23 protein-coding genes and 1 tRNA gene are annotated in these 23,804 nt (G+C 61.3%); 12 read left to right on the forward strand and 12 right to left on the reverse strand.

The features are described from left to right. Window positions 1-17 precede the first annotated feature (17 nt). The 5 genes from JQ558_RS28695 to JQ558_RS28715 are packed head-to-tail and all read right to left on the reverse strand — an operon-like array spanning window position 18 to window position 3,827. Entirely contained in the window at window positions 18-773 is a 756-nt protein-coding gene (locus JQ558_RS28695; protein WP_212204944.1) for an amino acid ABC transporter ATP-binding protein, read from the reverse strand. Between the two features lies 1 nt (window position 774). Beyond that, window positions 775-1,446 (reverse strand): amino acid ABC transporter permease, encoded by a 672-nt coding sequence (locus JQ558_RS28700; protein ID WP_212204222.1) that lies wholly within the window; start codon window positions 1,444-1,446, stop codon window positions 775-777. Between the two features lie 8 nt (window positions 1,447-1,454). After that, window positions 1,455-2,138 carry an amino acid ABC transporter permease gene (locus JQ558_RS28705; protein WP_212204221.1) on the reverse strand — a complete coding sequence of 228 codons (684 nt, stop codon included), beginning with the start codon at window positions 2,136-2,138 and terminating at the stop codon, window positions 1,455-1,457. Between the two features lie 10 nt (window positions 2,139-2,148). Then, window positions 2,149-3,048 carry an NAD(P)-dependent oxidoreductase gene (locus tag JQ558_RS28710; protein ID WP_212295898.1) on the reverse strand — a complete coding sequence of 300 codons (900 nt, stop codon included), beginning with the start codon at window positions 3,046-3,048 and terminating at the stop codon, window positions 2,149-2,151. Window positions 3,049-3,086: 38 nt separating this feature from the next. Next, window positions 3,087-3,827, reverse strand: a complete 741-nt coding sequence (locus JQ558_RS28715) for a FadR/GntR family transcriptional regulator (protein ID WP_212204219.1) — start codon at window positions 3,825-3,827, stop codon at window positions 3,087-3,089. A gap of 493 nt (window positions 3,828-4,320) precedes the next feature. Here JQ558_RS28715 and JQ558_RS28720 point away from each other — a divergent pair, with 493 nt between their 5' ends. Together JQ558_RS28720 and JQ558_RS28725 are read left to right on the forward strand one after the other, a co-directional pair. After that, window positions 4,321-5,700: an MBOAT family protein gene (locus JQ558_RS28720; protein ID WP_212295899.1), complete on the forward strand. Its 1,380-nt coding sequence runs from the start codon at window positions 4,321-4,323 to the stop codon at window positions 5,698-5,700. Window positions 5,701-5,707: 7 nt separating this feature from the next. After that, complete coding sequence (locus tag JQ558_RS28725; RefSeq protein WP_212295900.1) at window positions 5,708-6,667, forward strand: hypothetical protein; 960 nt, start codon at window positions 5,708-5,710, stop codon at window positions 6,665-6,667. Window positions 6,668-7,680: 1,013 nt separating this feature from the next. Here JQ558_RS28725 and JQ558_RS28730 read toward each other — a convergent pair. The 3 genes from JQ558_RS28730 to JQ558_RS28740 all read right to left on the reverse strand — a co-directional run bounded on the left by JQ558_RS28730 (window position 7,681) and on the right by JQ558_RS28740 (window position 9,654). Continuing rightward, window positions 7,681-8,709 carry a cupin-like domain-containing protein gene (locus JQ558_RS28730; RefSeq protein WP_212295901.1) on the reverse strand — a complete coding sequence of 343 codons (1,029 nt, stop codon included), beginning with the start codon at window positions 8,707-8,709 and terminating at the stop codon, window positions 7,681-7,683. Window positions 8,710-8,733: 24 nt separating this feature from the next. Beyond that, window positions 8,734-9,042 carry a hypothetical protein gene (locus JQ558_RS28735; protein ID WP_212295902.1) on the reverse strand — a complete coding sequence of 103 codons (309 nt, stop codon included), beginning with the start codon at window positions 9,040-9,042 and terminating at the stop codon, window positions 8,734-8,736. A 522-nt stretch (window positions 9,043-9,564) separates the two neighbouring features. Next, window positions 9,565-9,654, reverse strand: a tRNA-Ser gene (locus JQ558_RS28740). A 140-nt stretch (window positions 9,655-9,794) separates the two neighbouring features. Here JQ558_RS28740 and JQ558_RS28745 point away from each other — a divergent pair. After that, entirely contained in the window at window positions 9,795-10,658 is an 864-nt protein-coding gene (locus JQ558_RS28745) for an alpha/beta fold hydrolase (protein WP_212295903.1), read from the forward strand. Between the two features lie 304 nt (window positions 10,659-10,962). Here the strand turns inward: JQ558_RS28745 and JQ558_RS28750 are convergent, their stop codons facing one another. Continuing rightward, window positions 10,963-12,099 (reverse strand): ROK family protein, encoded by a 1,137-nt coding sequence (locus tag JQ558_RS28750; protein WP_212204210.1) that lies wholly within the window; start codon window positions 12,097-12,099, stop codon window positions 10,963-10,965. Window positions 12,100-12,485: 386 nt separating this feature from the next. Here JQ558_RS28750 and rplU point away from each other — a divergent pair, with 386 nt between their 5' ends. The 3 genes from rplU to JQ558_RS28765 all read left to right on the forward strand — a co-directional run bounded on the left by rplU (window position 12,486) and on the right by JQ558_RS28765 (window position 14,038). Beyond that, window positions 12,486-12,959, forward strand: a complete 474-nt coding sequence (rplU, locus tag JQ558_RS28755; RefSeq protein WP_212204208.1) for a 50S ribosomal protein L21 — start codon at window positions 12,486-12,488, stop codon at window positions 12,957-12,959. Window positions 12,960-13,049: 90 nt separating this feature from the next. Next, a complete protein-coding gene (gene rpmA, locus JQ558_RS28760) occupies window positions 13,050-13,319 on the forward strand; it encodes a 50S ribosomal protein L27 (protein ID WP_192739055.1) in 270 nt (89 codons plus the stop codon). Window positions 13,320-13,444: 125 nt separating this feature from the next. After that, window positions 13,445-14,038 (forward strand): GNAT family N-acetyltransferase, encoded by a 594-nt coding sequence (locus JQ558_RS28765; protein WP_212204205.1) that lies wholly within the window; start codon window positions 13,445-13,447, stop codon window positions 14,036-14,038. A gap of 165 nt (window positions 14,039-14,203) precedes the next feature. On the opposite strand, the gene JQ558_RS28770 is transcribed toward JQ558_RS28765, so the two are convergent. Continuing rightward, window positions 14,204-15,118, reverse strand: a complete 915-nt coding sequence (locus JQ558_RS28770) for a DMT family transporter (protein ID WP_212204203.1) — start codon at window positions 15,116-15,118, stop codon at window positions 14,204-14,206. Window positions 15,119-15,286: 168 nt separating this feature from the next. Here JQ558_RS28770 and JQ558_RS28775 point away from each other — a divergent pair, with 168 nt between their 5' ends. The 4 genes from JQ558_RS28775 to JQ558_RS28790 all read left to right on the forward strand — a co-directional run bounded on the left by JQ558_RS28775 (window position 15,287) and on the right by JQ558_RS28790 (window position 19,542). Continuing rightward, window positions 15,287-15,766: a MaoC family dehydratase gene (locus tag JQ558_RS28775; protein WP_212273337.1), complete on the forward strand. Its 480-nt coding sequence runs from the start codon at window positions 15,287-15,289 to the stop codon at window positions 15,764-15,766. A gap of 314 nt (window positions 15,767-16,080) precedes the next feature. Continuing rightward, entirely contained in the window at window positions 16,081-17,139 is a 1,059-nt protein-coding gene (gene obgE, locus JQ558_RS28780) for a GTPase ObgE (protein WP_212295904.1), read from the forward strand. A gap of 79 nt (window positions 17,140-17,218) precedes the next feature. After that, on the forward strand, window positions 17,219-18,844 hold the full coding sequence (locus JQ558_RS28785) for an alkaline phosphatase family protein (RefSeq protein WP_212295905.1): 1,626 nt from the start codon (window positions 17,219-17,221) through the stop codon (window positions 18,842-18,844). Window positions 18,845-18,861: 17 nt separating this feature from the next. Then, on the forward strand, window positions 18,862-19,542 hold the full coding sequence (locus JQ558_RS28790; protein WP_212295906.1) for an ankyrin repeat domain-containing protein: 681 nt from the start codon (window positions 18,862-18,864) through the stop codon (window positions 19,540-19,542). A 49-nt stretch (window positions 19,543-19,591) separates the two neighbouring features. On the opposite strand, the gene JQ558_RS28795 is transcribed toward JQ558_RS28790, so the two are convergent. Further along, window positions 19,592-20,560 (reverse strand): Bug family tripartite tricarboxylate transporter substrate binding protein, encoded by a 969-nt coding sequence (locus JQ558_RS28795; RefSeq protein WP_212273341.1) that lies wholly within the window; start codon window positions 20,558-20,560, stop codon window positions 19,592-19,594. Between the two features lie 143 nt (window positions 20,561-20,703). On the opposite strand from JQ558_RS28795, the gene proB reads away from it, so the two are divergent. Continuing rightward, on the forward strand, window positions 20,704-21,846 hold the full coding sequence (gene proB / locus JQ558_RS28800; RefSeq protein WP_212273342.1) for a glutamate 5-kinase: 1,143 nt from the start codon (window positions 20,704-20,706) through the stop codon (window positions 21,844-21,846). 148 nt (window positions 21,847-21,994) lie between these two features. Here proB and JQ558_RS28805 read toward each other — a convergent pair whose 3' ends face one another. After that, the gene (locus JQ558_RS28805; RefSeq protein WP_212204187.1) at window positions 21,995-22,273 is read right to left on the reverse strand and encodes a type II toxin-antitoxin system ParD family antitoxin; all 279 of its coding nucleotides are present in this window, start codon (window positions 22,271-22,273) and stop codon (window positions 21,995-21,997) included. 198 nt (window positions 22,274-22,471) lie between these two features. Between JQ558_RS28805 and JQ558_RS28810 the strand changes: the two genes are divergently transcribed. Next, window positions 22,472-23,764, forward strand: coding sequence for a glutamate-5-semialdehyde dehydrogenase (locus JQ558_RS28810; RefSeq protein WP_212273343.1), 1,293 nt, complete (start codon window positions 22,472-22,474; stop codon window positions 23,762-23,764). The last annotated feature ends 40 nt before the right edge of the window (window positions 23,765-23,804 follow it).

Consider the following 23,804-nt stretch of genomic DNA (forward strand, 5'->3'; position numbering starts at 1 on the left):
GGCTTTTTCCTCTCCTGTTATGATTTTAGATTGCCCGTCCCCACAAACTGGACGAGTTCCGGCGTCGTCGGTGCCGTCAGGATCGAGGCAGGCCCGGTTTCGTGAACCTTGCCACGATGCATGAAGACGATCCGATCGGCGATGCTCCTTGCAAATCCCATTTCATGCGTGACCATCACCATGGTCATGCCATCGGCGGCGAGCTGTTCGATCACCTTCAGGACTTCGCCTGTCAATTCCGGATCGAGCGCCGAGGTCACCTCGTCGAACAGCATGACCTTGGGCTGCATGGCGAGCGAACGCGCGATGGCGGCGCGTTGCTGCTGGCCACCGGATAGCTGTTCCGGATAGGCGTGAATCTTCTCTTCGAGACCGACCTGCGCCAGCACCTTGTGCGCCAGCGCCTTTGCCTCGGACAGATCCATTCGCTTCACCGAGCACGGCGCCAGCGTGATGTTCTGCTCGATCGTGAGGTGCGGAAACAGGTTGTAGCTCTGGAATACGATACCGACATCCTGTCGCAGCGCCCGCAGATCGACGTCTGGAAGATCGACCCTGCGTCCGCAGACAGTGATCTCGCCCCCGTCGACCTTCTCGAACCGGTCGATGCAGCGCAGCGCCGTGCTCTTGCCGGAACCCGACCTGCCAATGATGGCAAGGACCTCGCCGCGCTCGACGGTAAAGCTCACGCCATCGAGCACCTTCAGCGAGCCGAAGCTCTTCTGCACGTCGCGGAGAGATACGATGGGAGTGGAAGATGCGGTTTGCTGCATGTCAGGCCAGACTGAGGTTGTTGGCACTGCCACGTCCCATCCGCCGCTCCAGCTTCTGGCTGAACAGGGACAGCGGGTAGCACATGGCGAAATAGACGGCGGCGATGATGGCGTAGACGATGAATGGCTCGAACAGCGAGTTGTTGACGATCTGTCCCGAGCGCATCAGTTCGACGAAACCGACCACCGAGGCGAGCGAGGTGTTCTTGATGATCTGCACCATGAAGCCGACGGTGGGCGGCGTCGCGATGCGCATCGCCTGCGGCAGGATCACCTTTATCATGCGCTGGGTCCGGCTCAGCGCCAGGCCTTCCGCCGCTTCCCATTGCGGCTTTGGCACCGACTGGATCGAGCCGCGCCAGATCTCGCCGAGATAGGCGGCGACATAGAGGGTAAGCGAAGCGCTGGCGGCGGCTAGCGGCGACATCTTGAGGCCAATCGCTGCCAGTCCAAAATAGCCGAGGAACAGGATGACGAGGAGCGGCGTGCCCTGAACCAGTTGCACATAGGCGGCGCTGAGAAGTCGCACGGATTTGAGCGGAGAAATGCGCGCGAGTGCGATCACGAAGCCGACGATACCGCCGCCAATGAGAGCGATCAGGGAAAGCCCGACCGTCCATAGCGCGCCATGGCCGAGGAAAAGCAGGTGGTTGGCGTTGAGATGTCCGCCCATGCGCTACCTCACAACGCCGTGCCGAGCCGCCGCCGGCGCGGAAACAGGACGAGGCCGAGGCCCCAGAATCCCGCGCGCATGACCAGCGACAGCAGAATGTAGAGCACGGCGACGATGATGTAGGTCTCGAACGCCCGGTAGGTATCCGACTGGACGTAGTTGGCCACGGCCGTCAATTCCTCGGCGGAGATCTGCGAGCAGACCGACGAGGCAAGCATCAGCAGGACGAACTGGCTGGTGAGCGCCGGATAAACCTTTTCGACTGCGGGCAGCAGGATGATGTGCCAATAGATCTGGAAGCGCGAGAGCGCGAGTCCTTCCGCCGCCTCGATCTGCCCGCGCGGGATCGCTTCGAAACCTGCCCGCATGATCTCGGCCGTATAGGCTCCGACATTGATCGTCAGGGCAACCACCGCAACGGTGAAGGCGGACAGTTTCAGTCCGATGCTGGCAAGTCCGAAATAGACCAGGAATATCTGGACCAGCAGCGGCGTATTGCGGATCGCTTCCACATAGACTTTGCAGATACGCGTAATCAGCCGGCTATGGGCTCCGCGGCCCACGGCCGCAAGTGTACCGAGAAGGGCGCCCGAAACCGTCGCCAGGAACGCGAGCTCGAGCGTCAGAATGGCGCCTCCGAGGAAGTTCGGCCACCGTTCCAGCACTGCGGGAAAGTCGAGTTCGATGTTCATTGCAACAGGATCATCCAGTGCTTTGATTGGTCATGCGGTCGTAGACACGGAACAGGGCCTGATTGCCGTTCGCGCCCTCACCGTGCGCCCGCGCGTCGACATATTGGCTGGTGACGAGTGCGGTTCCAGGCAGCGGCACGTTCAGCGCCTGTGCATGCTCTTGCACCAGCCTGAGATCCTTGAGCATCAGGTCGATCCGAAAGCCGGCGCCGACGTCGCCTGCGATCATCGCCGGACCGAGCTTGTCCAGCATCCACGATGCGGCCGAGCCGCCCAGCAGAACGCGGCGAAGCAAATCCAGATCGACGCCGGAGGCGCGACCCAACGCGAGCGCTTCGCAGATCGCCTGGATGTTGATGCCGCAGATCAGCTGATTGCAGAGTTTGACGGTTTGTCCGGCGCCGGCAGCGCCGACATGGGTGATGGTGGTGCCCATGGCCCTGAAGAACGGTTCAGCCCTACCGAAGGCTTCCGCTTCGCCGCCAGCCATGATCGACAGCGCGCCGTTCTTGGCGCCGAGAGGGCCGCCGGACACGGGGGCATCGATGAAACTGACGCCCGCGCGTTGCAGATCCGCATGGATGCGGCGGACCGCGACCGGCGAGATCGTGCTCATGTCCACGATCAGCTTGCCCGCAGGCGGCGATTTCAAAAGGCCGTCCTCGCCGTAGATCACCGCTTCGACATGCGGCGTGTCAGGCAGCATGGTGACGACGATGTCGCAGCCCCGCCCGGCATCCGCAGGGTTGTTGGCGCCCACGGCTCCTTGCGAAACCACGTCGGCAATTGCGGCCTCGGCAACGTCGAAAGCCCTGACGACGTGCCCGGCCTTGAGCAGGTTGCGGACCATTTCCCGGCCCATCGTACCGATGCCGATGAAGCCAACGCTTCCCTTGCCGTCCCGTCCCATCGCTTCTCTCTTCGTCTCGTTGTTCTCGTCGATAGCAGTCAGCGTGATATCTGCCGGCTGTCTTTCTGACCGACGACGGCTCGCCGTCGGTATTCATCGCCGATCGCAAAATGTCGGCGCAGCGTCGTATCCGCCCGCTCGGGATCGCGTGCGACGATCGCGTCGAAGATGCGCTTGTGATCGTCGATCAAGTACGTCTTCATCGACGGGAAGGCCTGCACGAGCTCGCGCCGGCTGCGGTGCGAGTGCGTCAACAGGCCGGCCATCGAATTGTGCAGGACGGCGAGCGTCTCCGAATGGGACGCCAGCACGATCGACTGGTGAAACTCGAAGTCGGCCATGCCGCCCGCATCGGCCTCGTCGATGGTTTCCGAAATTTTCGCCAGCGCACGCTGCAGATGCTCGAAATCGGCGATGCTGGCGCGCTCGCAGGCCAGCCGAACGGCCTGACATTCGATCGCGATGCGCGCCTGCATCACGTCGTCCACCATGTCGGCCTGCTGGGCCAGCGCGAAGGTGAAGAAGTCGTTGAGCACGGAAACGTCCGGACGCGTCACCACGGTGCCGATGCGATCACGGATTTCGACGATGCCAAGCATGGTCAGGGCGCGCAGGGCTTCCCGCACCAGCGGCCGGCTAACGCCGAGCTGCGTCGCGAGCTCGCGTTCGGAGACCAGACGGTCGCCCGGCTTGAGCGAACCGGCGATCAACCGGTCGCGCAGGAAGGCAAAGACCTTCTGGAAACCCCTTTCACCCTCGGCCGCTCGCTTGAGTTCCATTCCCGCCGATCATTTTTGATATTACCTTGGTAAGACCAGTAGGATGACCAGACTGCAGGCGTCAAGCCCCTTTGGGTGCCACGCCTTGCCGCACGGCGTGCCGTGCACGCTTGGAACAAAATGAAGGGCGGTCAGAAGCGAGGCAGGCCGATCAACGTGAAGCGCTTGAGGATGCGAAGGTCGGCAAGGCCTTCCGGTTCGCCGTGGACAGTGACTCAGCTGGAGGCCGCCTCTGCTCCGCTCTTTGCCGATGAGCCGGGCGCCACGACAGCGAGCGTGGGAAGAGATTGGATTGGGCCATGTCCATGGACCATTTTCTTCGCGTGCCTCCGGACGCAACGCACGAGTGCTTCGAGGCCCATTCTACTTTGCATGGGGTTGTTTTCGCGATTTATGTCTGGCTTGGTGCTCCGCTGAACAGGCGCTGCGTCTGGGATGCGAGATCGGCAGATGGGATTTTTCCAACCACTCCCCCTGCCTGGAGGCTAACTCGTTGACTTTCACGTCGTGGCAATTTGCGGTGTTCGTGTCTGGGGTATTTGCCCTTTATTACTGGCCACTCGTTCGCCCATATCAGGTCTACATCCTGGTTCTTGCTAGCCTGTTTTTCTACGGATTCGGGCAACCGGAATTGCTGGCGCTGCTCGCGATAGCGGTCTTCGGGACTTACTTCTTTCTCTTGAAGGCCATGGTTCGACGCAAGTTGTGGCTGCCGGCCGGCATTGCATTCAATCTCGCGTTACTCGCCTTTTTCAAATACAAATTGCTGTTCGTCGACCCCTCCTCACCGGCACTCTCGGATGTTGGCGCGATCGACCTCTTGCTGAAACTTCCGCTCCCAATAGGCATTTCGTTCTTCGTCTTCCACAACATCAGCTTGCTGGTGGACATGACGAAACGCGCCGGCCCAGCCCCCTCCCAATGGGAGGTGTTTCTTTACATCATATTCTTCCCGCAGCTCGTCTCCGGGCCTATCACGCGAGCGGAAAACTTTCTGCCGCAGATCCAACCGAAATTTATCAACGAAGTGCCGTTCGTCGAGGCGGCCAGATGGATTGTCACCGGCTACTTCTTCAAAATGTTTGTCGCGAACAACCTCAACACGCTTACGACCAACATGGATTATCCTCTATACCATGCGCTTCGAAGCAGCGACCGTTGGCTCTGCCTGTTCCTCTATAGCTATCAAATCTATGCCGACTTCTTCGGGTATTCTGCTATCGCGATCGGGCTGGGGCTGCTGTTCGGCTACCGTCTGCCAATAAATTTCAACTTGCCCTATATCTCGCAGTCGTTTGCTGAATTCTGGACGCGCTGGCACATTTCGCTGTCAACCTGGCTCCGCACCTACCTCTACATCCCGTTAGGCGGCAACCGCGATGGTAAAGGGCGGATGTACCTCAATCTAATGATCGTGATGGGCCTGGGTGGTCTTTGGCACGGCGCCGGATTGAGCTACCTGGCATGGGGGCTAATGCACGGCCTCCTTCTGGTGATCGAGCGTCCGTTCCTGCCCTTGATAGAAAAACTTGCAGCGATTGCCGCTCTGCGTCGCGTGATCGTTGCGGCTCGCATGCTTGTTGTTTTTTTATGCGTCTCCTTCCTGTGGGTTTTTTTCAAGCTCCCGAATTTCGAGCATGCGATGGATTATATTTCTGGTATGTTTATTGATCAGTCCGTGCCCAATCCTGCGCGCATTTACCGAAGTCTGGTGCTGATCTATGCGCTGCCAGTTCTCATACAGCATTTTATTACCTCGGAGAGGCTCGTTGTGCTACGGGGTAACCTCGATCCCTATGTGTATGGCGCGATGGCAGCTCTGATGCTAATCGAAGCCGGTCCCGACACAGCGTTCATATATTTCCAGTTCTAGGTTGGACATGGACCGTACTGCCTCGATGAGCTGGTTCGTGAAGGCGAGCGCTGTATGTGTCGCAGTATTGGCAATGTGTTGGATAGCCCCTCAGTTCCTCAAAGATATCCCTGACTTTCCCGCGACCACGACGGATGAAATACAGTCCAGGATTGCCGATCGTTATCTCAACAGTCCAGTTGCTCCGATCGCGTTAACGGGCAGTTCGTTCACCGTGCGATTGCACGAAGAATTTTTTCATAAACTTTACGTTCGCAATCTGGCGCTGCCTGGCGGATCTCCGTTGACCGGGGCGGCAATGATTGAGGCGGCGGCTGGTGTTCGGCCGCGGCTCATAGCTATCGAGACCAATACGCTTTCTCGCGGTGTCGACCAGGCAATGGTCGAGAGGGTCCGCACGAGCAATGCGGAGCCTGCGCGCGCACCAATGAATTTCAGGCCCCTTCGCACATTAGCCGCGTTGTACCAGCAAAAGCTCGACGATTGGCGGCGCTTTGACAGGGATGACAAATCTGCGCTTCTTCGGCAATCGGCCTTGGAAGAGGTAATTCTACGAAAGCCGCCAGCCCCCGAAGCCAACCCAGTTGTGCTCACTGCTATCCTGGCTGAGTGGAATAATGCGGATCACGATCAGATCATCCGTCGAAACGTAGCCGAATTGAAGCACATCGTGGAGACGCTCGAGAAGCAAAGCATTTCGGTGTTCTTTTACGAACTTCCTCTGGGCCCCGCATTCGCGCAGTCCCGATATATGACAACGGGCCGGTCAGCAATGGCAGAGGCTTTTGGGCACGAGCACGGCAAATGGTTATCATTGGACTATCCATCCAACGAGATCCGATGGACCGATGGAGCACATCTTGACGAACGATCGGCTATCATCATGGCCCGCTCTTTAGAGAGAGCGATCGAGCGGAAAATGGATAGCGAGGTGGTAAAGCGGACATCCTCGGAGCTTGCCCGCTAGGTTGGAGTCACCATTTCGAGGCCTAACCTGGAGCTTCGAATGGCACGCCCGCGCCAACGTGTTTGTTTGCAAGACGTCAAACGGCTGATCATCGCCGATGAACTGCGCCAGAAAAATCGCGGCCCCCTTCTTGGTGGCCGGTCGGACGGTCGCTGACATGACATTCTCCCCGGTTCAGGCCGCCGCTGCGTTACGCCAGACGCCGCCTCGTGGACAAGAATGTTGGCCGTTGCAGGCAGTCCCGTATACTTTTCAACGAAACGCATCGCAACGGAACGCAAATTCGCGTTCCCGCAGCGCGTTGCGCCCGAGGTTTGCAGGTCATCTTCGCACCTCTCGAAAATGAGAGGGCGCAGGGAATGCCGGATGCGCGCTGCACCCGCGATCTCATGTGCGATTGTGCAACAAGATGGTGCACACGAGCATACAGGGCAGCGGAGGCAATCCGACATTCCCTGCGCGATGGCCTTACGGCTTATGACGCGCTCTCCCCGGTGAGACGGCCTCTATTGCCACCGTCGCCCCTCGGAAGCATTAGCTTCTTCGGAGCTTGACGCCGTTACGGGCGCCAGGACCACACGCTTTCGCCGTACGCCTTTGCCGCGACCGTCAATCGCAACATCAGCGTCCACCGCGACCTGCCCCTCGTTGTGACGATGGCCAACGCCCCTCCGAGTGGGACAGGATGGCGATATATGTGTCACTGATTTTCATTCCGTAAAAGCGAAATATTTTTTACTTCAGGGCTTGACATGAATTCTGTAAATCAGAACCTCTGATTTGCCCGTCGGGTCAGAACGCCGCAACTGCCAGTTCGGACGCGGATCGATCCAATCAACGCTACCGCGCGTGTGGAAAGCTCGCCGGATAGATAACGGCACGGACGATCTAACTCTGCTGCGCGGTCGGTCATGATTGTCTCCCCGGGATGCGCGAAAATAAGGACTCGATTTTGAATGCCCGCCCTGGATCGGTCGTTGCGCCGATCACAATCCCATGCTCGAACGATCGTCCTAACCCATCCTGTCCTGAGTCGATTTCGGGTAAAGGTTCTCGAAATCATTCCCAAAAAGGAAATTAGTGAGCGAGACATTGATGCTGATGTCGAGCGAACGCACGTGATGCCACCATCCCACCGGTATCAAGAGCGCCTCGCCCGGCTGGAGCACGACGTCGATGATCTCCGCCTCGGCAAATCGCGGGTAGTTTTGTAGATCCGGGTCCTCGGCATCGACCTCGCTAAAAAAGCTCTCGAAATTATAGACCAAATGCAGCGCGTCGCTGGAGATCATCTTGACGCGTTTGCGGCCATAGACCTGGGTCATGAATACGTTTAGCCGGTCCCGATGAAGTGGCGAGACCGCACCCTTCGGTCCCAACCACAAGAATTGTTTTTGCTCCCGATCACCCTCGCGGAAGTATTCGGGGAAGGGCCAGAAGTCCTTCAGCAGCGGGCGGATCTTCTCATTGTCGAGCAAGCGGTCGTTCGCCGTCAGATAATATTGATTTGTCTCGCCGCCCTGCTCAAGCAGGTCGATATATTCAGCAAACCGCACCTTCTTCGTGTGCCCCTTCAAGAAGACTTCATAGACCGGATGTGTCTTTCGGTTCGACTGGATCTCCACGATGACGTCGCCGCACTGCTTTCTGAAATAGTCGGGCGTCCACAAGCCGAACGCCGGCCAGCGCTCGACCAGATCGGTGATGATGACCGGTCTGTTGCGGCAGTAATATCCCATGTGAAATTCCTCACGCGACAGATCGCGGCGCCGTTCAATCGAGGAGTTCGCGGGGTCCTGGCGGAAAAGGGCACGCCTGACATCCAAAAGCGCTTCGAGATTTCCAACGCGGCGGCCGAGTGGCTCGGCGCCGCGGAAGATCGGATCGTTCGTGACCCGATGAACGAGATCCTCCGCTTGGGTCGAACTGAAGCCCTTTTCAGTCATCACCGTTCCGATCTCCGACTTCGAAACGCCGCGCAGCAGGTTACGAGCGATCCAGGCGATCCACTCTTCCTGCTGTACCGAGCTCATCTGCTTCATCTGTGAGCACGTTGCCGCTATGGCTCAAGTCTTCGTCGGCAACAACGCATCCTCGGGCGCCGCATCCGGCTTTCCCTTTCGCGCGGAGGTCGGCAACAGGGCATCCTCGGGAGGCGCGTCCGCTCGCGCGGCCGTGGGCAGCAATGCGGATTCCGGATCGGCATCCGGCTTCGCCGCTGTCGGAAGCAGCGCATCCTCCGGATTGGCATCCGGTTTGGCCGCAGTCGGGAGCAGCGCTTTCTCGGGATTGCCGTCTGGCTTCGCCGAGGTCGGCAACAGTGCATCTTCGGGAGTCGCGTCGGCTTTTTTCGGCGGATCAGAATCAACTGGCATGCTTTTAATGCTCCGATTTTTGTCGGGCCGCACAAGCGATGGTTTTCTTGACGTGCCGCGATGAAATTCATTCTTTTGAAATCTTCTTGATCGATAGCATCGCAATTGAGATTGTATGTCAATAAATTTCTACCTGTGATCTGTTGGGAGCAGTAGCATCAACACAGCCGCCGCCATAGCGCGCGTTCCAGATCAGCTATCGGAAGGACCGACGGCGCCATCGACGCCGCCGAATCGGTCATGCCGAATGAGCGTGCTAGAAAACCTCCACATCACTCTCGGCGTAGATGGGTTCTGCAACTTGCCGATGCGTCTCCGTATGCATGCCCAACCGAGATTGGCCGGAACTCCATAGGAATGACATGCCACCGCGTTGAGTGGCGACCGTTCAGGAGCGATCTCCCACAGGCGCTCGCGGTGCGTTGACATCCACACACATCCGCTATTCGCCTCGCAGCGACGGGAAGAGGCCGCAAACCCAAGCGGGCAAAATCGTAGTTTGGCGTGTTAAATCGCGTAAACTGGCGGAGAGGGAGGGATTCGAACCCCCGATAGGCTTGCACCTATGCCGCATTTCGAGTGCGGTGCATTCGACCACTCTGCCACCTCTCCAGGCGCCATTTTGGGGTGATTCCTCGAGGCCCCGCGGTCGGGGCGAGTTCTAGGCGAGGACGGCGGGCCAGACAAGGCGCGGGGGCAAGATTTTCGCTGACGCCCAGGCGTACCCAGGATCTGAAAAAAGGAGCCGAAAAATGGAGCATTTGACAATTCGGGCCAATGGCGCGGCGTTCCATGTCGCCCGCGCCGGCAAAGGACAGCCCCTATTACTGCTGCATGGCTGGCCCGAATTCTGGCTGACCTGGGAGCCTGTGATGGCGCGGCTCGCCGATCGCTTCACGCTTTATGCGCCCGACCTGCGCGGATTCGGCGACAGCGACAAGCCCAACGGGCCGCACGGTCCCGACCAGCACGCCGCGGATATGCTGGCGCTGATGGACGCGCTCGGCCTCGAGCAGGCCGGCATTGTCGGCCACGACGTCGGCGGCGGGCTGATGCAGCCGTTGGCGCGCGCCGCGCCCGAGCGCATCGCCGGACTGTTCTTCTTCGATTTTCTCTATCCCGGCATCGGGCGGCGGATGGCGGAGCCGGACCGGCTGAACCATATCTGGTACCAGTCGCTCAACCAGCTGGAGATCGCACCCAAACTGATCGGCGCCAGCCGCGACAGCTGCCGCGCCTATATCGGTTATTTCCTGACACACTGGAGCCATCGCAGCCGAGCGTTCGACGACGTGCTCGAAGCGTTCGTCGACAATTTCCTCAAAGACGGCAACCTCGCCGGCGGCTTTGCGTATTATCGCGGTGCGCATGCCGGGCGGATCCGCATGCTGAAGGGCGAGGCGCCCACGCTGGCGCCGATCGATCTGCCGACCTGCGTTCGCTGGGCCGAACACGACCCGCTGTTTCCCTACGCCTGGACCGATCGGCTCGGCGAGACTTTTTCAAATCTCGACCTCGCGATGTTTGAAGGCGTGGGCCACTTCGCGCATCGCGAGGATCCCGATCGCGCGGCATCCGAGATCGCGGCGTTCTTTCAGCGCATCGGCTGGAAATGAGGATTGAAGGTCGAGATAAAGGTGGGGCCGCCAGACGCGACAAAACACTGACGGCCCCGTGCCGCTGCTTTGAAATTCTGGCCGGGAAGTGCGGCTTCGCCGGTCAGCTGGAGCGACGATTTGACGGTAGCGGCGCGCGCGGAAAGGGCAACGCGATCCCGATTTTAACCTAACCAGTCAACCTTACCGCGCGCGATGCGAACTCTCATCGCGCGCAGCGCTGGAGGCGGGAAGATCGCTCCAGCCCCTTGTTTCAAGGGTTTTCTCGATGCGCGCCGGCATTAACCGCACTCGAACGCGCCCGTTAATCTTTACCCTTCTTTGCTTTCTTGTCGTCCTTGTCGCTGTCGCCCTTGTCTTTGGCCTTTTCGCCCCTGCCGTTTTCTTTCCTGCGATTGGTGAAGCGCGCATTGCCGAGACCCGTACCGATGGTCAGCACGCCCCATCGCTCGACATCCTGCATGTAAGGGACCTCGGAAAGCCCCTGCACGACGCCGTCATTGTGCATCAACACCGCGGTGTCATGATCGCCGATCATCGGTATAGCTTCCACGAGACTTTCCGGCAGATTGAATTTGCTGCTCTCCCAATTGCCCGGCAGGTTTTGCGCGCCCTTCTCGATCGAGCCGTCCTCATTGATCACACCGGGACAGGCAATGCCGATGAAAGGCGCCAGCTTGTGGCCCTCTGCTTCAGCCTCGGCGATCAGATCCTTCAGCATCTTGACCAGCCGCTTCACCGCGCCTTCGCGCGTCGGCTCATCGTCGGCATGCCGCCACAGCTCGGATTTCCACACAGCGGCCTTGGAGAGATCGGGCGCCTTCTTCCAGCGCGACTCGACCACGCCGCAGCGGATGTTGGTGCCGCCGATATCGACGGCGAGGATGCTGTCATGGGCCTCGAAAATCCATGACGGCGCCAGATGCAGCGTGCCGATCAGGCCGGCCTCATCCGGGTGAAAACGGATCGGCACCAGATCGACCTCATGCTCCTCGGCCTTGAGCAGGATGCCGGCGCGGGCGATGGCAAGTTCGCCGACCCGGCTTTGCCGGAAGCCGCCGCCGACCACGATGCGCTCGGTATCGGCCCAGGCCTTGGTCTTGAGGAATCGCCCGGTCACATAGGCCAGTTCCTGTGCGAATTCCTCGATCGCGCCGTGCACCAGCGCCGCAGCGGCGACATCTTTGCCCAGGAGCACCTCGTCGAGCTCGCTCTTGGCAATATCGCCGGTGGATCTCCTGCCCAAGGGATCGTCGCCGTTTTTCTTCAGCGGCTTGCGCAGCCCCTCCAAAATCTCGCGAAACGCGCTTTTGCTGGCGCGGTCGCCGAGAAACCCGTCATCGTCCTTGAGCTCGATGTTGAAACTATCGACCTCCACGGACGGCAGACGGCTGGCGCCGTGGCGGGCGATGCCCGTGGTTTTGACTGTGTCCTCTGCCATTTTTGCCCTTGCCCAACCGGATTTCGGTGACACAACGGGCGGGGAACCCATTGGTTTCACTTGGGCGAGTGGCGAATAGCGAATGGCGAATGGCGAGTTGCCCCCTTATTCGCTATTCGGCACTCGGCATTCGCCCCTTCTGACCCCAAATCCCTCATTTTGGGCCAGTTTTGGCGCTCCTTTGCCTTGACTCGGGGCTGCCAGCGGCTATAAGTCCCGGCATCCGGCGCGGGATTTCTCGCGCCGCTTGTTTTTGCGCGAATTTGAGGGTTCACACCCCGACCGTGCGAAAATCGTACCCATAACGACTGACCAAAAAGCCGACCCGGACATGACCCTATGGGGACGACGTCCGAGGCCGGGATCGAACACGAAGGAATAAAACGATGTTCGCAGTCATCAAAACCGGCGGCCGGCAATACCGGGTCGTTCCGAATGATGTACTCGAGATAGGCAAGATCGCCGGCGACGTCGGCACGATCGTGCAACTTGGCGAAGTTCTGGTGCTCGGCGGTGACACGCCGGTGCTGGGCGCGCCCACGGTGGCAGGCGCCTCGGTCGCGGCAGAAGTGCTGGACCACAAGCGCGGCCCCAAGGTGATCGCGTTCAAGAAGCGCCGCCGCAAGAATTCGCGCCGCAAGCGCGGCTATCGCGACGAGCTCACGGTGCTTCGCATCACCGAGATCCTGGCCGATAACGCCAAGCCTTCGATCGGCCCGCGGCCGAAGAAAGAAAAGGTTGTCGCGGCGCCCGCCGAGGGCGACGAGGCACCGGCGGCCAAGAAGGCGCCCGCCAAGAAGGCTGCGGCAAAGCCCGCCGCAAAAAAGGCTCCGGCCAAGAAGGCCGCAGCCAAGAAGTGATATCAGCGCATCAAGATTTGATGCGTGACAAAGCGTGAAATGATTCCGTCAAGGAATTGATCTAGATTACGGCGAAGTTGGAGACGGGCCATGGCTCACAAAAAAGCAGGCGGTTCATCGCGGAACGGACGTGATTCAGCGGGCAAGCGCCTTGGCATCAAGGCGTATGGCGGCGAGCACGTGATCCCCGGCAACATTATCGCGCGTCAGCGCGGCACCACCTGGCATCCCGGCCTTAATGTGGGCATGGGCACCGACCATACTCTGTTCGCCAAGATCGAAGGTCACGTCGAGTTCCGTGCAAAAGGTAATGGCCGCACTTTCGTATCGGTTGTTCCGATGGCGGAGGCGGCCGAATAGACGGTGGACAACATGAGTCCGCCGGGTCCTGTTGAACCGGCGGAGTCAAATAAGGCTCCAAGGGGAGGCGGGAAACCGGCCTCCCTTTTTTGTTTGCGTATGTTTTCGCATTTCAGGAGCCCGACATGTTGCAGGACATCCCGACCCCGACATTGCGTGAAGCCAGTCCATGCGTCCTCGAGACCGAGCGGCTGACCTTGCGCCGGCCGACGCTCGCGGACGTAAAAGCGATTGCGTACCTCGCCAACGATCGCCGCATTGCGGAAAACACCCGCCGCCTGCCGCATCCGTATTCAAGGGATCACGCCGTCGAATTCGTGCGCGCGTTGGGCGGCGGCCGGGCGACCGTGTTCCTGATCGAGAACAACCATTCGCCGCTCGGCATGGTCGGCATCGACTGGCGCGAGCAGGATGCGCCGGAACTCGGCTATTGGCTTGGCGTCGAGCATTGGGGCCAGGGCTTTGGCACCGAAGCTGCGCGCGCGGTGATCGATTTTCACTTCGAGGAATTCGATGCTGAGCACCTGATATCGGGCGCTCGCGTCGCCAACCCCTCCTCGCGCAACATCCTGGAGAAATGCGGCTTCCAGTGGAGCGGCGTTGAGTTGCACCGTTTCGAGGCGCTGGGATCATCGACCCCGGTCGATTGTTTTCGGCTTTCTCGCAGTGTGTGGTCGTCGCTGAAGAACTGGGGCAGTTCGACGCGGCGGGAGCGGTAGCGCTCTCTCCACCGTCGTCCCGGCCTTGAGCTCAGATGCGCAAGAGCGCATCGGGGGACCCATAACCACAGGCGTTTGTGGTGGAGCGAAAGTCGGTGAACAGCTTTCTTACATCGAGAGGCCGCGGCGTATTGGTCCCGGCGCAAGGCCGGGACGACAGAGGAGCTACGCCGGCGGATTAACCACCGTCTCCTCGCGTCCGAGCTGCTGCTCGCGCAGGAAGATGTAAAGTCCGGCGCCGATGATGATCGCGGCACCTATGATGGTCGCCGGTGACGGCACGTCTCCCCACACCACGAAGCCGAAGATCACCGCCCACACGATCATTGAATATTGATAGGGCACCACGACGCTGGCCGGCGCCAGCTTCAGCGAACGGTTGATGCACAGCAGCGCGCACACCGAAATCACTCCCGCGGCGGCGAACATGCCCAGGCTGCCGAGCGTAGGCGTTACCCAGCCGACCGGCGACATCGCCGCGCCGAGCAGGAACGTGCCGCCAAACTGCGTTGTCGTCAGTACGATGTCCGGCGTCGCCCGCAGCGATCGCGTGATCAGCATCAAAAGCGCAAACGACAGGCTGCCGCCGAGCGCGATCATCGCGGGCCAGCTCACGGTCTGCGCCGACGGCCGCAGCGCGATCAGTACGCCCACGAAGCCGATCAGAATCGCACTCCAGCGCCGCCAGCCGACGCGCTCGCCCAGCACCAGCCCCGACAGCGCCGTGACGAAAATCGGCGCCGCCAGATAATAGGTGATGACGTCGGCGAGCGGCAGGTAGACGGTCGCGATAAAGAAGGCGGCAACTTCCAGCGTGGAGAGCGTTACCCGGAGCAATTGCAGCCAGGGCCGTTCCAGGCGCGTGAATTCGGCGCGCTGCCTCCAGATGATCGGCAGCAGCACCAGGAGCGCCGCGCAGGCGCGCAGCCACAGCAATTGCCCGACCGAATAGGTCGCGACCATGAACTTGCCGAGCGCGTCGCCGAACGAGAACATGAAGATCGACAGCAGCATCAATCCGATGCCGGCCAGCCGCGCGGAACGCTCGTCATAGGTGGATGGTTTTGCGAACAGGGACATTTCCTCAAAGCGCCGGGTTTGCGCCGGTCTTCCACGTTTTGGTGCGTCGTTGTTTTAAAGGCGTGGATGCCCGGGACAAGCCCGCGCATGACGATTTGAACGGATTGTCGCAGCATGGCTGCTGCGCTACCGGTACGCCATCTCGCAGAGCACAACAGGAAATCCGCCATGGCCGAGTTCGACCCCGCACAGCATCGCATGGTGCCCGAGCAGCGCTGGTTCGAGGATTTCAAACTCGGCGAGCGTTTCGTGATCCCGAGCCGGACCCAGACCTCGGCCGTGTTCGCCGCGTTCCAGACCGCGAGCGGCGATACCCACCCGATCCATTACGATGTCGAATATTGCCGCAGCCGCGGCATGCCGGACCTGCTGGCGCATGGATTCCAGACCCTGGTGCACACCGCGCCGGGCGCCGGGCTGTTTCCTTACATCGTCGAGGAATCGCTGATCGGTTTCCTCGAACAGTCGAGCCGGTTCCTCAAGCCGGTCTATGCCGGCGACACCATCTATCCCGCGCTTGAAGTAACCGAACTGGTCCCCGGCCGCACCACCGGCGTGGTGACGCTGCGCTCGACCGTGTTCAACCAACGCAAGGAACTGGTGCTGGAGGGAATGCAGAAATTTCTGATCCGCAAGCGGCCAACCTGATCGCGCCGCCCCATTCGATCGCCGCGAGCCCCGATATGCGCTGGTTGGAGCGATATCCCGCTTGAGAGGCCTAAATATCGCCCTGGGCGGCAAAAAGTCCCGAAAATTAAGGCTTTTCGGCAATGTTTGACGGCTTAAGGGTTGCCGCAGCGCCCCCCCTGCCTTACCTAGAACCTATTCTGCACCGATTGATCGGAACGAGGCTCCAGCGATCGTTTTGACGCGTTTGCCGCAGATAAGTCTACGCAATCTGCGTAAACTTGATTGCATCGCGATCCGCTGCGCAATTCGCTCGAAACGCCATAGAAGCCATCATGAAATTCCTTGACGAAGCAAAGGTCTATATCCGCTCCGGCGACGGCGGCAACGGCTGCGTGGCGTTCCGCCGCGAGAAGTTCATCGAGTTTGGTGGCCCCTCCGGCGGCAATGGCGGCCGCGGCGGCGACGTCGTCATCGAAGTGGTCGATGGCCTGAACACGCTGATCGACTATCGCTATCAGCAGCACTTCAAGGCGCAGAAGGGCACCAATGGCATGGGCAAGGACCGCCATGGCGCCAACGGCAAGTCGATCGTGCTCAAGGTGCCGGTCGGCACGCAGATCTTCGATGAAGATCGTGAAACGCTCATCCACGACTTCACCACGCTCGGCGAAAAATTCGTACTGGCCGAAGGCGGCAATGGCGGCTTCGGCAATGCGCACTTCAAATCCTCCACCAACCGCGCGCCGCGCAACGCCAATCCCGGCCAGGAAGGCGAGGAACGCTGGATCTGGCTGCGGCTGAAACTGATCGCGGATGCCGGCCTCGTCGGCCTGCCCAATGCCGGCAAGTCGACCTTCCTCTCCGTCGTCAGCGCGGCAAAACCGAAGATCGCGGACTATCCCTTCACCACATTGCATCCGCAGCTCGGCGTCGTGAACGCGCAGGGCCGTGAATTCGTGCTGGCGGATATTCCCGGCCTGATCGAGGGCGCGCATGAAGGCGCCGGCCTCGGCGACCGGTTTTTGGGCCATGTCGAGCGCTGCCGCGTGCTGCTGCATCTGATCGATGCGACCTGCGAACATGCCGGCAATGCCTACAAGACGGTCCGCACCGAGCTCGATGCCTATGAGGGACATCTCGCCGAGAAGATCGAGATCGTCGCGCTCAACAAGATCGATGCCGTGACGCCGGACGAGCTGAAGAAGCAAAAGGACCGGTTGAAGCGCGCGGCGAAGAAGACGCCGCTGCTGATCTCGGCGGTAACCGGCGAAGGCATGCCGGAAGCGCTGAAGGCGCTCGTCGAGGTGATCGGCGAGGCCCCGGTTTCGCTGAAGGCCAAGGGCGGCGCGGCACAGGCCGAGCCCTGGACCCCGGCGACGCCGCAGGGCTGACCTCGCACTGCGAGTACGTTTGCAATCAGCCGTTCGATATTGCAGCATCGGACGATTGAAATCGTACCCTGTGTGAAGCATGCCGCAGCCCAAGAACGTCCTCTGGATCATGTGCGATCAGCTTCGCTATGATTATCTGGGCTGTACCGGCCACCCGACGCTGACGACGCCGAACATCGATGCGATGGCGAAACGCGGCGTGCGCTTCTCAAAAGCCTATGTGCAGTCACCGATCTGTGGCCCGTCGCGGATGTCGTTCTACACCGGCCGCTACATGCGCTCGCACGGCTCGCACTGGAACGGCTGGCCGCTGCGGGTGGGCGAGCCCACGCTCGGCGATCACCTGAACAAGATCGGCGTCCGCAACGTGCTGGTCGGCAAGACCCACATGGCGCCTGATATCGAAGGCCTGAAGGCGCTCGGGATCGCGCCGGATTCCATCATCGGCGTGCATGTGTCGGAATGCGGTTTCGAGCCCTATGAGCGCGACGACGGTCTGCATCCCGATAACCGGCCCCGCCCGCGTTACGACAATTATCTGCGTGAGCAGGGATACGAGGCCACCAACCCCTGGGAGCATTGGGCCAATTCAGGCGCGGATGACGACGGCGCGCTGCAGAACGGCTGGCTACTGGTGCACGCCGACAAGGCCGCCCGTGTCCCGGAAGAGCATTCCGAGACGCCCTACATGACCCGCCGCGCGATGGACTTCATCGCGGAAGCGGAAACGGACGGACGTCCCTGGTGCCTGCATCTGTCCTATATCAAGCCGCATTGGCCCTATATCGCCCCCGAACCCTACGCCAGCATGTACAGCGCGGCCGACATCCTGCCGGCGGTGCGTTCGGAGAAGGAGCGTCAGGAAGCGCATCCGGTGTTCGCCGCCTACATGGACATGCGCTACTCCCGCAACATGGCGCGTGACGAGGCGCGGGAAAAAGTCATCCCGACCTATATGGGCCTGATCAAGCAGATCGACGACCAGATGGGCGTCTTGATGCAGTTCCTGGAGAGCCGCGGCCTGCTCGACACCACGATGATCGTGTTCACCTCCGACCACGGCGACTATCTCGGTGATCACTGGATGGGCGAGAAGGATCTGTTCCACGATCAATCCGCCAAAATTCCGCTGATCGTGATCGATCCGTCACGCGAGGCCGACGCGACGCGCGGTACTGTCAGCGATGCGCTGGTCGAAGCGATCGATCTGGCGCCGACCTTCATCGAATATTTCGGCGGCAAGGCGCCGGATCATATTCTCGAAGGTCGCTCCCTGCTGCCGCTGCTGCATGGCGCAGCGCCCGCCGATTGGCGCAAGGTGGTGTTCTCCGAATACGACTATTGCATGCAGGACGTTCGCTTGAAGCTGAACCAGCCGATCGAGCAATGCCGCCTGTTCATGGTGTTCGACGGCCGCTGGAAATACGTTCAGGCCTCAGGCTTCCGCCCGATGCTGTACGACCTCGAAAGTGATCCCCTGGAATTCGCCGATCGCGGCGAAGACCCTGCATGCACTGAGGTGATCGCGCGGCTGCAAGCGGCGCTGTTCGACTGGGCGCTGCATCCCAAGATGCACATCACCACGCCGAACGCGAAGATCGCCGCCTACGCGGAGAACCAGCTTCAGGTGAAAAACGGCGTCCTGATCGGCATCTGGGACGAGGCGGAATTGGCCGCGATCCGCAAGCGGATTGCAACACAGTAGCGCCGGGAGGCTCTCCCATGCACGTCCTCGCTGTCCTGCTTATCGCGCTCGTGACTGCGCTGCCCGCCTTCGCCCAGATCGCCCCGACCGAGACGGAACTGCGTGCCTATAGTGGCCTGCATGCCGCGGCCGCCCGCGGCGACGTCGCCGAAATCGAACAGCGCATCGCCTCGAATGAAAACAAGGAAGCTGTCGACAGCCGGCAGCGAACGCCGCTGCACGTCGCCGTCTACCTGAAAAAGCACGATGCTGCCCGCGCTTTGATCCGGCTCGGTGCCGATCCGAACAAGCTTGAAGCCGACCGTTACGACATCATCACGATCGCGGCGGTCGCCAACGATGTGCCGATGCTCCGAATCGCGATCGAGGGTGGAGGCAACCCAAAGGCCGTCACCAGCCGCTACGACGGCACGGCCCTGATCGCGGCAGCTCACCTTGGCCATGCTGAAGTGGTGCGAATGCTGGTCGCCGCCAAGGCACCGCTGGATCATGTCAACAATCTGAAATGGACCGCGCTGATCGAATCCATCGTGCTTGGCGACGGCGGCAGCAACCACACCGAGACGCTGCGTGCCCTGGTCGAGGCCGGCGCCGACGTGAACATTCCGGACGGCAGTGGCGCGACACCGCTCAAACTCGCCAAAGGTCGCGGCTATCGCGAGATGGTGGCCATCCTGGAAAAGGCCGGCGCGAAGTGAGGGGTAGTCCTGAACGAATCCTCAGGCCGATATCCGTGCGCGCCAGCCCTCAATTCGTGATCTTGTAGCCCGTGGCCTTCACGATCGGCTGCCAGAATGCGGTGTCGGCCGCGAGCGCCTTGGTCAGATCCTCCGGCGTCGAGCCGACCGGAATGAGCGAGACGGCGTTGAGCTTCTCCTTCACATCAGGCTTTGCCAGCACTTCGGCTGCGGCAGCGCTCAGCTTCTTGGCGAAATCCGGCGAACTGCCCGCCGGCAGCCACATGCCGTACCAGCCGTCAGCCACCAGATCGACGCCGAGTTCCTTCAGGTTCGGCACGTCGGGCAGGAAGGGCGAGCGCGCCGGGCCGCTCACCGCTACGATGCGGATGCCGCCGGCCCGATGCTGCGTGATGGTGTCCGAAAGCGTCGTGACGGCGAATGGGATGTGTCCGCCGACGAGATCGGTGATGATCGGCGCCGAGCCGCGATACGCCACACGCGTCATGGAAAGGCCAAGCGCCTTTTCGAGCTGCCATCCGGTGAAATGCGGAATGGTGCCGCTCGACGGCACGCCGTAACTGGCTTTCGAGGGATTGGCTTTGATCCAGGCCACCAATTGCTTGAAGTCCGTCACGCCGATCGAGGGGCTCACCACCACAACGAATTCGAAGCGGGCAATCTGTGAGACCGGGATGAAATCCTTCGCCGAGTCGTAGCTCGGCTGGTTCTCCACCATCGGCAGCAGGTACATGGTCGGGCCGGTGGTCACCAGGACGGTGGTGGTGTCGGGGGCGGCGCCCTTCACCGCCCGGATGCCGATCAGCCCATCGCCGCCGGTACGGTTCTCGACGATGACGCTGCGGTCGATCAGCGGAGGAAGGTATTGCGCCAGCTGGCGGCACAACATGTCGCCGCTGCCGCCCGCCGCGAACGGGAAGATGATCCTCGTCAGCGGACCGGATTGGGCGAACGCCTCACCGGCACTAGCTGCCAACGACCATCCGATGCTTCCCGCCAAAAAACTGCGACGATCCATTTACCTTCCCCCCGCAAGATTTGACCCATTACACCAGACTGCGGCCGCCATTGGAACATGGCTCATACGGTGCCGGGTCGCTTGCACCGCCCCCCGTCCTGCTGCAAAACAGCCCCCTTCCATAGCATTCGAAGACCTGATCCATGGCCCGCCCCGCGCTCAAGAATTTTCGCCGTATCGTCGTCAAGGTCGGCTCGTCGCTGCTGATCGATTCCGACGCGGGCGAAGTGCGCTCGTCCTGGCTATCAGCGCTGGCCGCCGACATCGCCAAGCTGCATGGCCAGGGCCGCGACGTGTTGGTGGTTTCATCGGGGTCGATTGCGCTCGGACGCAGCCGCCTCAAGCTGCCGCGCGGGCCGTTAAAACTGGAGGAAAGCCAGGGGGCTGCGGCCGTCGGACAGATCGCGCTGGCGCGGATCTGGTCGGAAGTGCTCGGCGATCACGGCATCGGGGCCGGACAGATCCTGGTGACGCTGCAGGACACCGAGGAGCGCCGGCGCTACCTCAATGCCCGCTCGACCATCGCCAAGCTGCTGGAATGGCGCGCGGTGCCCGTCATCAATGAGAACGACACGGTCGCCACCAACGAAATCCGCTACGGCGACAATGACCGCCTCGCCGCGCGCGTCGCCACCATGACGAGCGCCGATTTGCTGATCCTGCTGTCCGACATCGACGGCCTCTACGATGCGCCGCCCGGCGCCAATCCCAACGCGAAGCTGGTTCCGGTCGTCGAATCGGTCACCTCGGAAATCGAGGCGATGGCGGGGGCTGCCGAATCCGAACTGTCGCGCGGCGGCATGTACACCAAGATCGAAGCGGCGAAGATCGCGACCACCGCCGGGACGCACATGCTGATCGCGTCGGGCAAGATCGAGCATCCGCTGCAGGCCATCGCCGACGGCGGCCGCTGCACCTGGTTCCTGACGCCGGCCAACCCCGTCACGGCGCGAAAACGCTGGATCGCGGGTTCGCTGGAGCCGAAGGGCACACTGACCATCGACGCCGGTGCGGTCACGGCGCTGCGCGCCGGAAAGAGCCTGCTGCCGGCCGGCGTGATCCGGATCGACGGCCAGTTCGCCCGCGGCGACGCCGTGGTGGTGCGCGGCCCGGATACCCATGAGATCGGCCGCGGCCTCGTCGCCTATGACGCCGAGGACGCCGAGAAGATCAAAGGCCGCTCCTCGCCTGACGTGATGACCATTCTGGGGATCAGCGGCCGGGCCGAGATGATTCACCGCGATGATCTGGTGGTGGGGCCGGCGGGGACTATTCCGGCCAAATAAAGTGGTTTCGGGCTAAGTGCATCACGTTCGTCATGCCCGGGCTTGTCCCGGGCATCCACGTCTTACTTTTGTTGTGTATGCAAAGACGTGGATGGCCGGAACAAGCCCGGCCATGACGGAAGTTGAACACTTCCATCGAAGTTGAAATCTATTTGGCTCGTTTGCGCGCGGCCAATTGCTCCCGCCCCCGTGTCTTTATGCTTTTGAAAAATTCCGCGACATCGATCTCTTCCATCGGCCCGCTGTCGAGACCCTTCTGGATTTCGGCGCGCAGCGCCTCGAGTTTGGCCTTGCGCCGTTCCTCACGTTCTTCGACGAGCCGCAGCCCCTCGCGCATGACCTCACTTGCCGTAGAATAGCGGCCAGTCTCGATCAGGCCTTCGATGAACCCCTCGAAGTGCTTGCCGATGCTGTAACTACTTGCCATTTCGCGTCCTCAAGTATCATAGTTTGATATTTAATGATATTCTGGGCCCGTCGCAAGGTGAACAGTATTTGCCTTCAACTCCGTCATTGGCCGAGCCACCAGCCCTTGACCGCCAGCCAGCCATGCCGGCTCCGCACCTCGCAAGAGCGGGATTTCCGTGCTAGGACATGGCCTTAACCTGATACCCCCGGGACCACCATGACCGCGCCCCTCAAGGCAATCGACGGCAACGCCGATTTACCCGCTTTGATGACCGAACTCGCTTCCCGCGCGCGCGCTGCTGCGCGGGTGCTGGCACTCGCCTCGCCCGAACAGAAAAACCGGGCGCTCGACGCCATCGCGTCCGCGATCCGCAGCCATGCGCCCGATATCCTCGCCGCCAATGCCGAGGATGTCGCCGAAGTGCGCTCCGGCGGCGCGACGTCGGCCTTCATCGATCGCCTGACGCTGACGCCGGCCCGGGTCGAAGCGATGGCCGAGGGTGTCGCGACCGTGCGCGGCATTGCCGATCCGGTCGGCGCCGTCACCGAAAGCTGGCAGCGCCCCAACGGCATGACCATCGAGCGCGTGCGGGTGCCGCTCGGCGTCATCGCCGTGATCTTCGAAAGCCGCCCCAACGTCGCCGCCGACGCCGGCGTGCTGTGCCTGAAATCCGGCAACGCCGTGATCCTGCGCGGCGGCTCCGACAGTTTCCGTTCCTGCCGCGCGATCCATGATTGCCTGGTGCAGGGTCTTCGCGAAGCCGGTCTGCCCGAAGCCGCGATCACGCTGGTGCCGACCCGTGATCGTGCGGCGGTGGGCCTGCTGCTGACCGGCTTGAACGGCGGCGTCGACGTGATCGTGCCGCGCGGCGGCAAGAGTCTCGTCGCGCGCGTCGAAGCCGAAGCGCGCGTGCCGGTGTTCGCGCATCTCGAAGGCGTCAACCACGTCTATGTCGATCACACCGCCAAGCTCGAAATGGCGAAGTCGATCGTGCTCAATGCCAAGATGCGCCGCCCCGGCGTTTGCGGGGCCGCCGAGACCTTGTTGATCGATCGCGCCGGCGCATCTGTCAGCCTGAAGCCGCTGGTCGAAATGCTGATCGATGCCGGCTGTGAAGTGCGCGGCGACGCCGCCGTGCAGCGCGTCGACAGCAGAGTGAAACCCGCCTCCGACGAGGACTGGGACACCGAGTATGAGGACGCGATCATCGCCGCGAAAGTCGTCGATGGGCTCGATGACGCGATCGCGCATATCCAGAATCACGGCTCGCACCACACCGATGCGATCGTGACGGAAGACGCAGATGCCGCCGAGAAATTCCTGAGCGAGGTCGACTCGGCGATCGTGCTGCACAACGCATCGACGCAATTCGCCGATGGCGGCGAATTCGGCTTCGGCGCCGAGATCGGCATTGCCACCGGCAAATTCCACGCCCGCGGCCCTGTCGGCGCAGAGCAACTGACCAGTTTCAAATATCGCGTCCGCGGCACCGGGCAGACGCGGCCGTGACCCCAACAACGCTTTCGAGCAACCCCCCGCGCGCGCAGTG

It is taken from the genome of Bradyrhizobium sp. AUGA SZCCT0160, from assembly GCF_018130105.1.
In the GTDB taxonomy this organism is placed as follows: domain Bacteria; phylum Pseudomonadota; class Alphaproteobacteria; order Rhizobiales; family Xanthobacteraceae; genus Bradyrhizobium.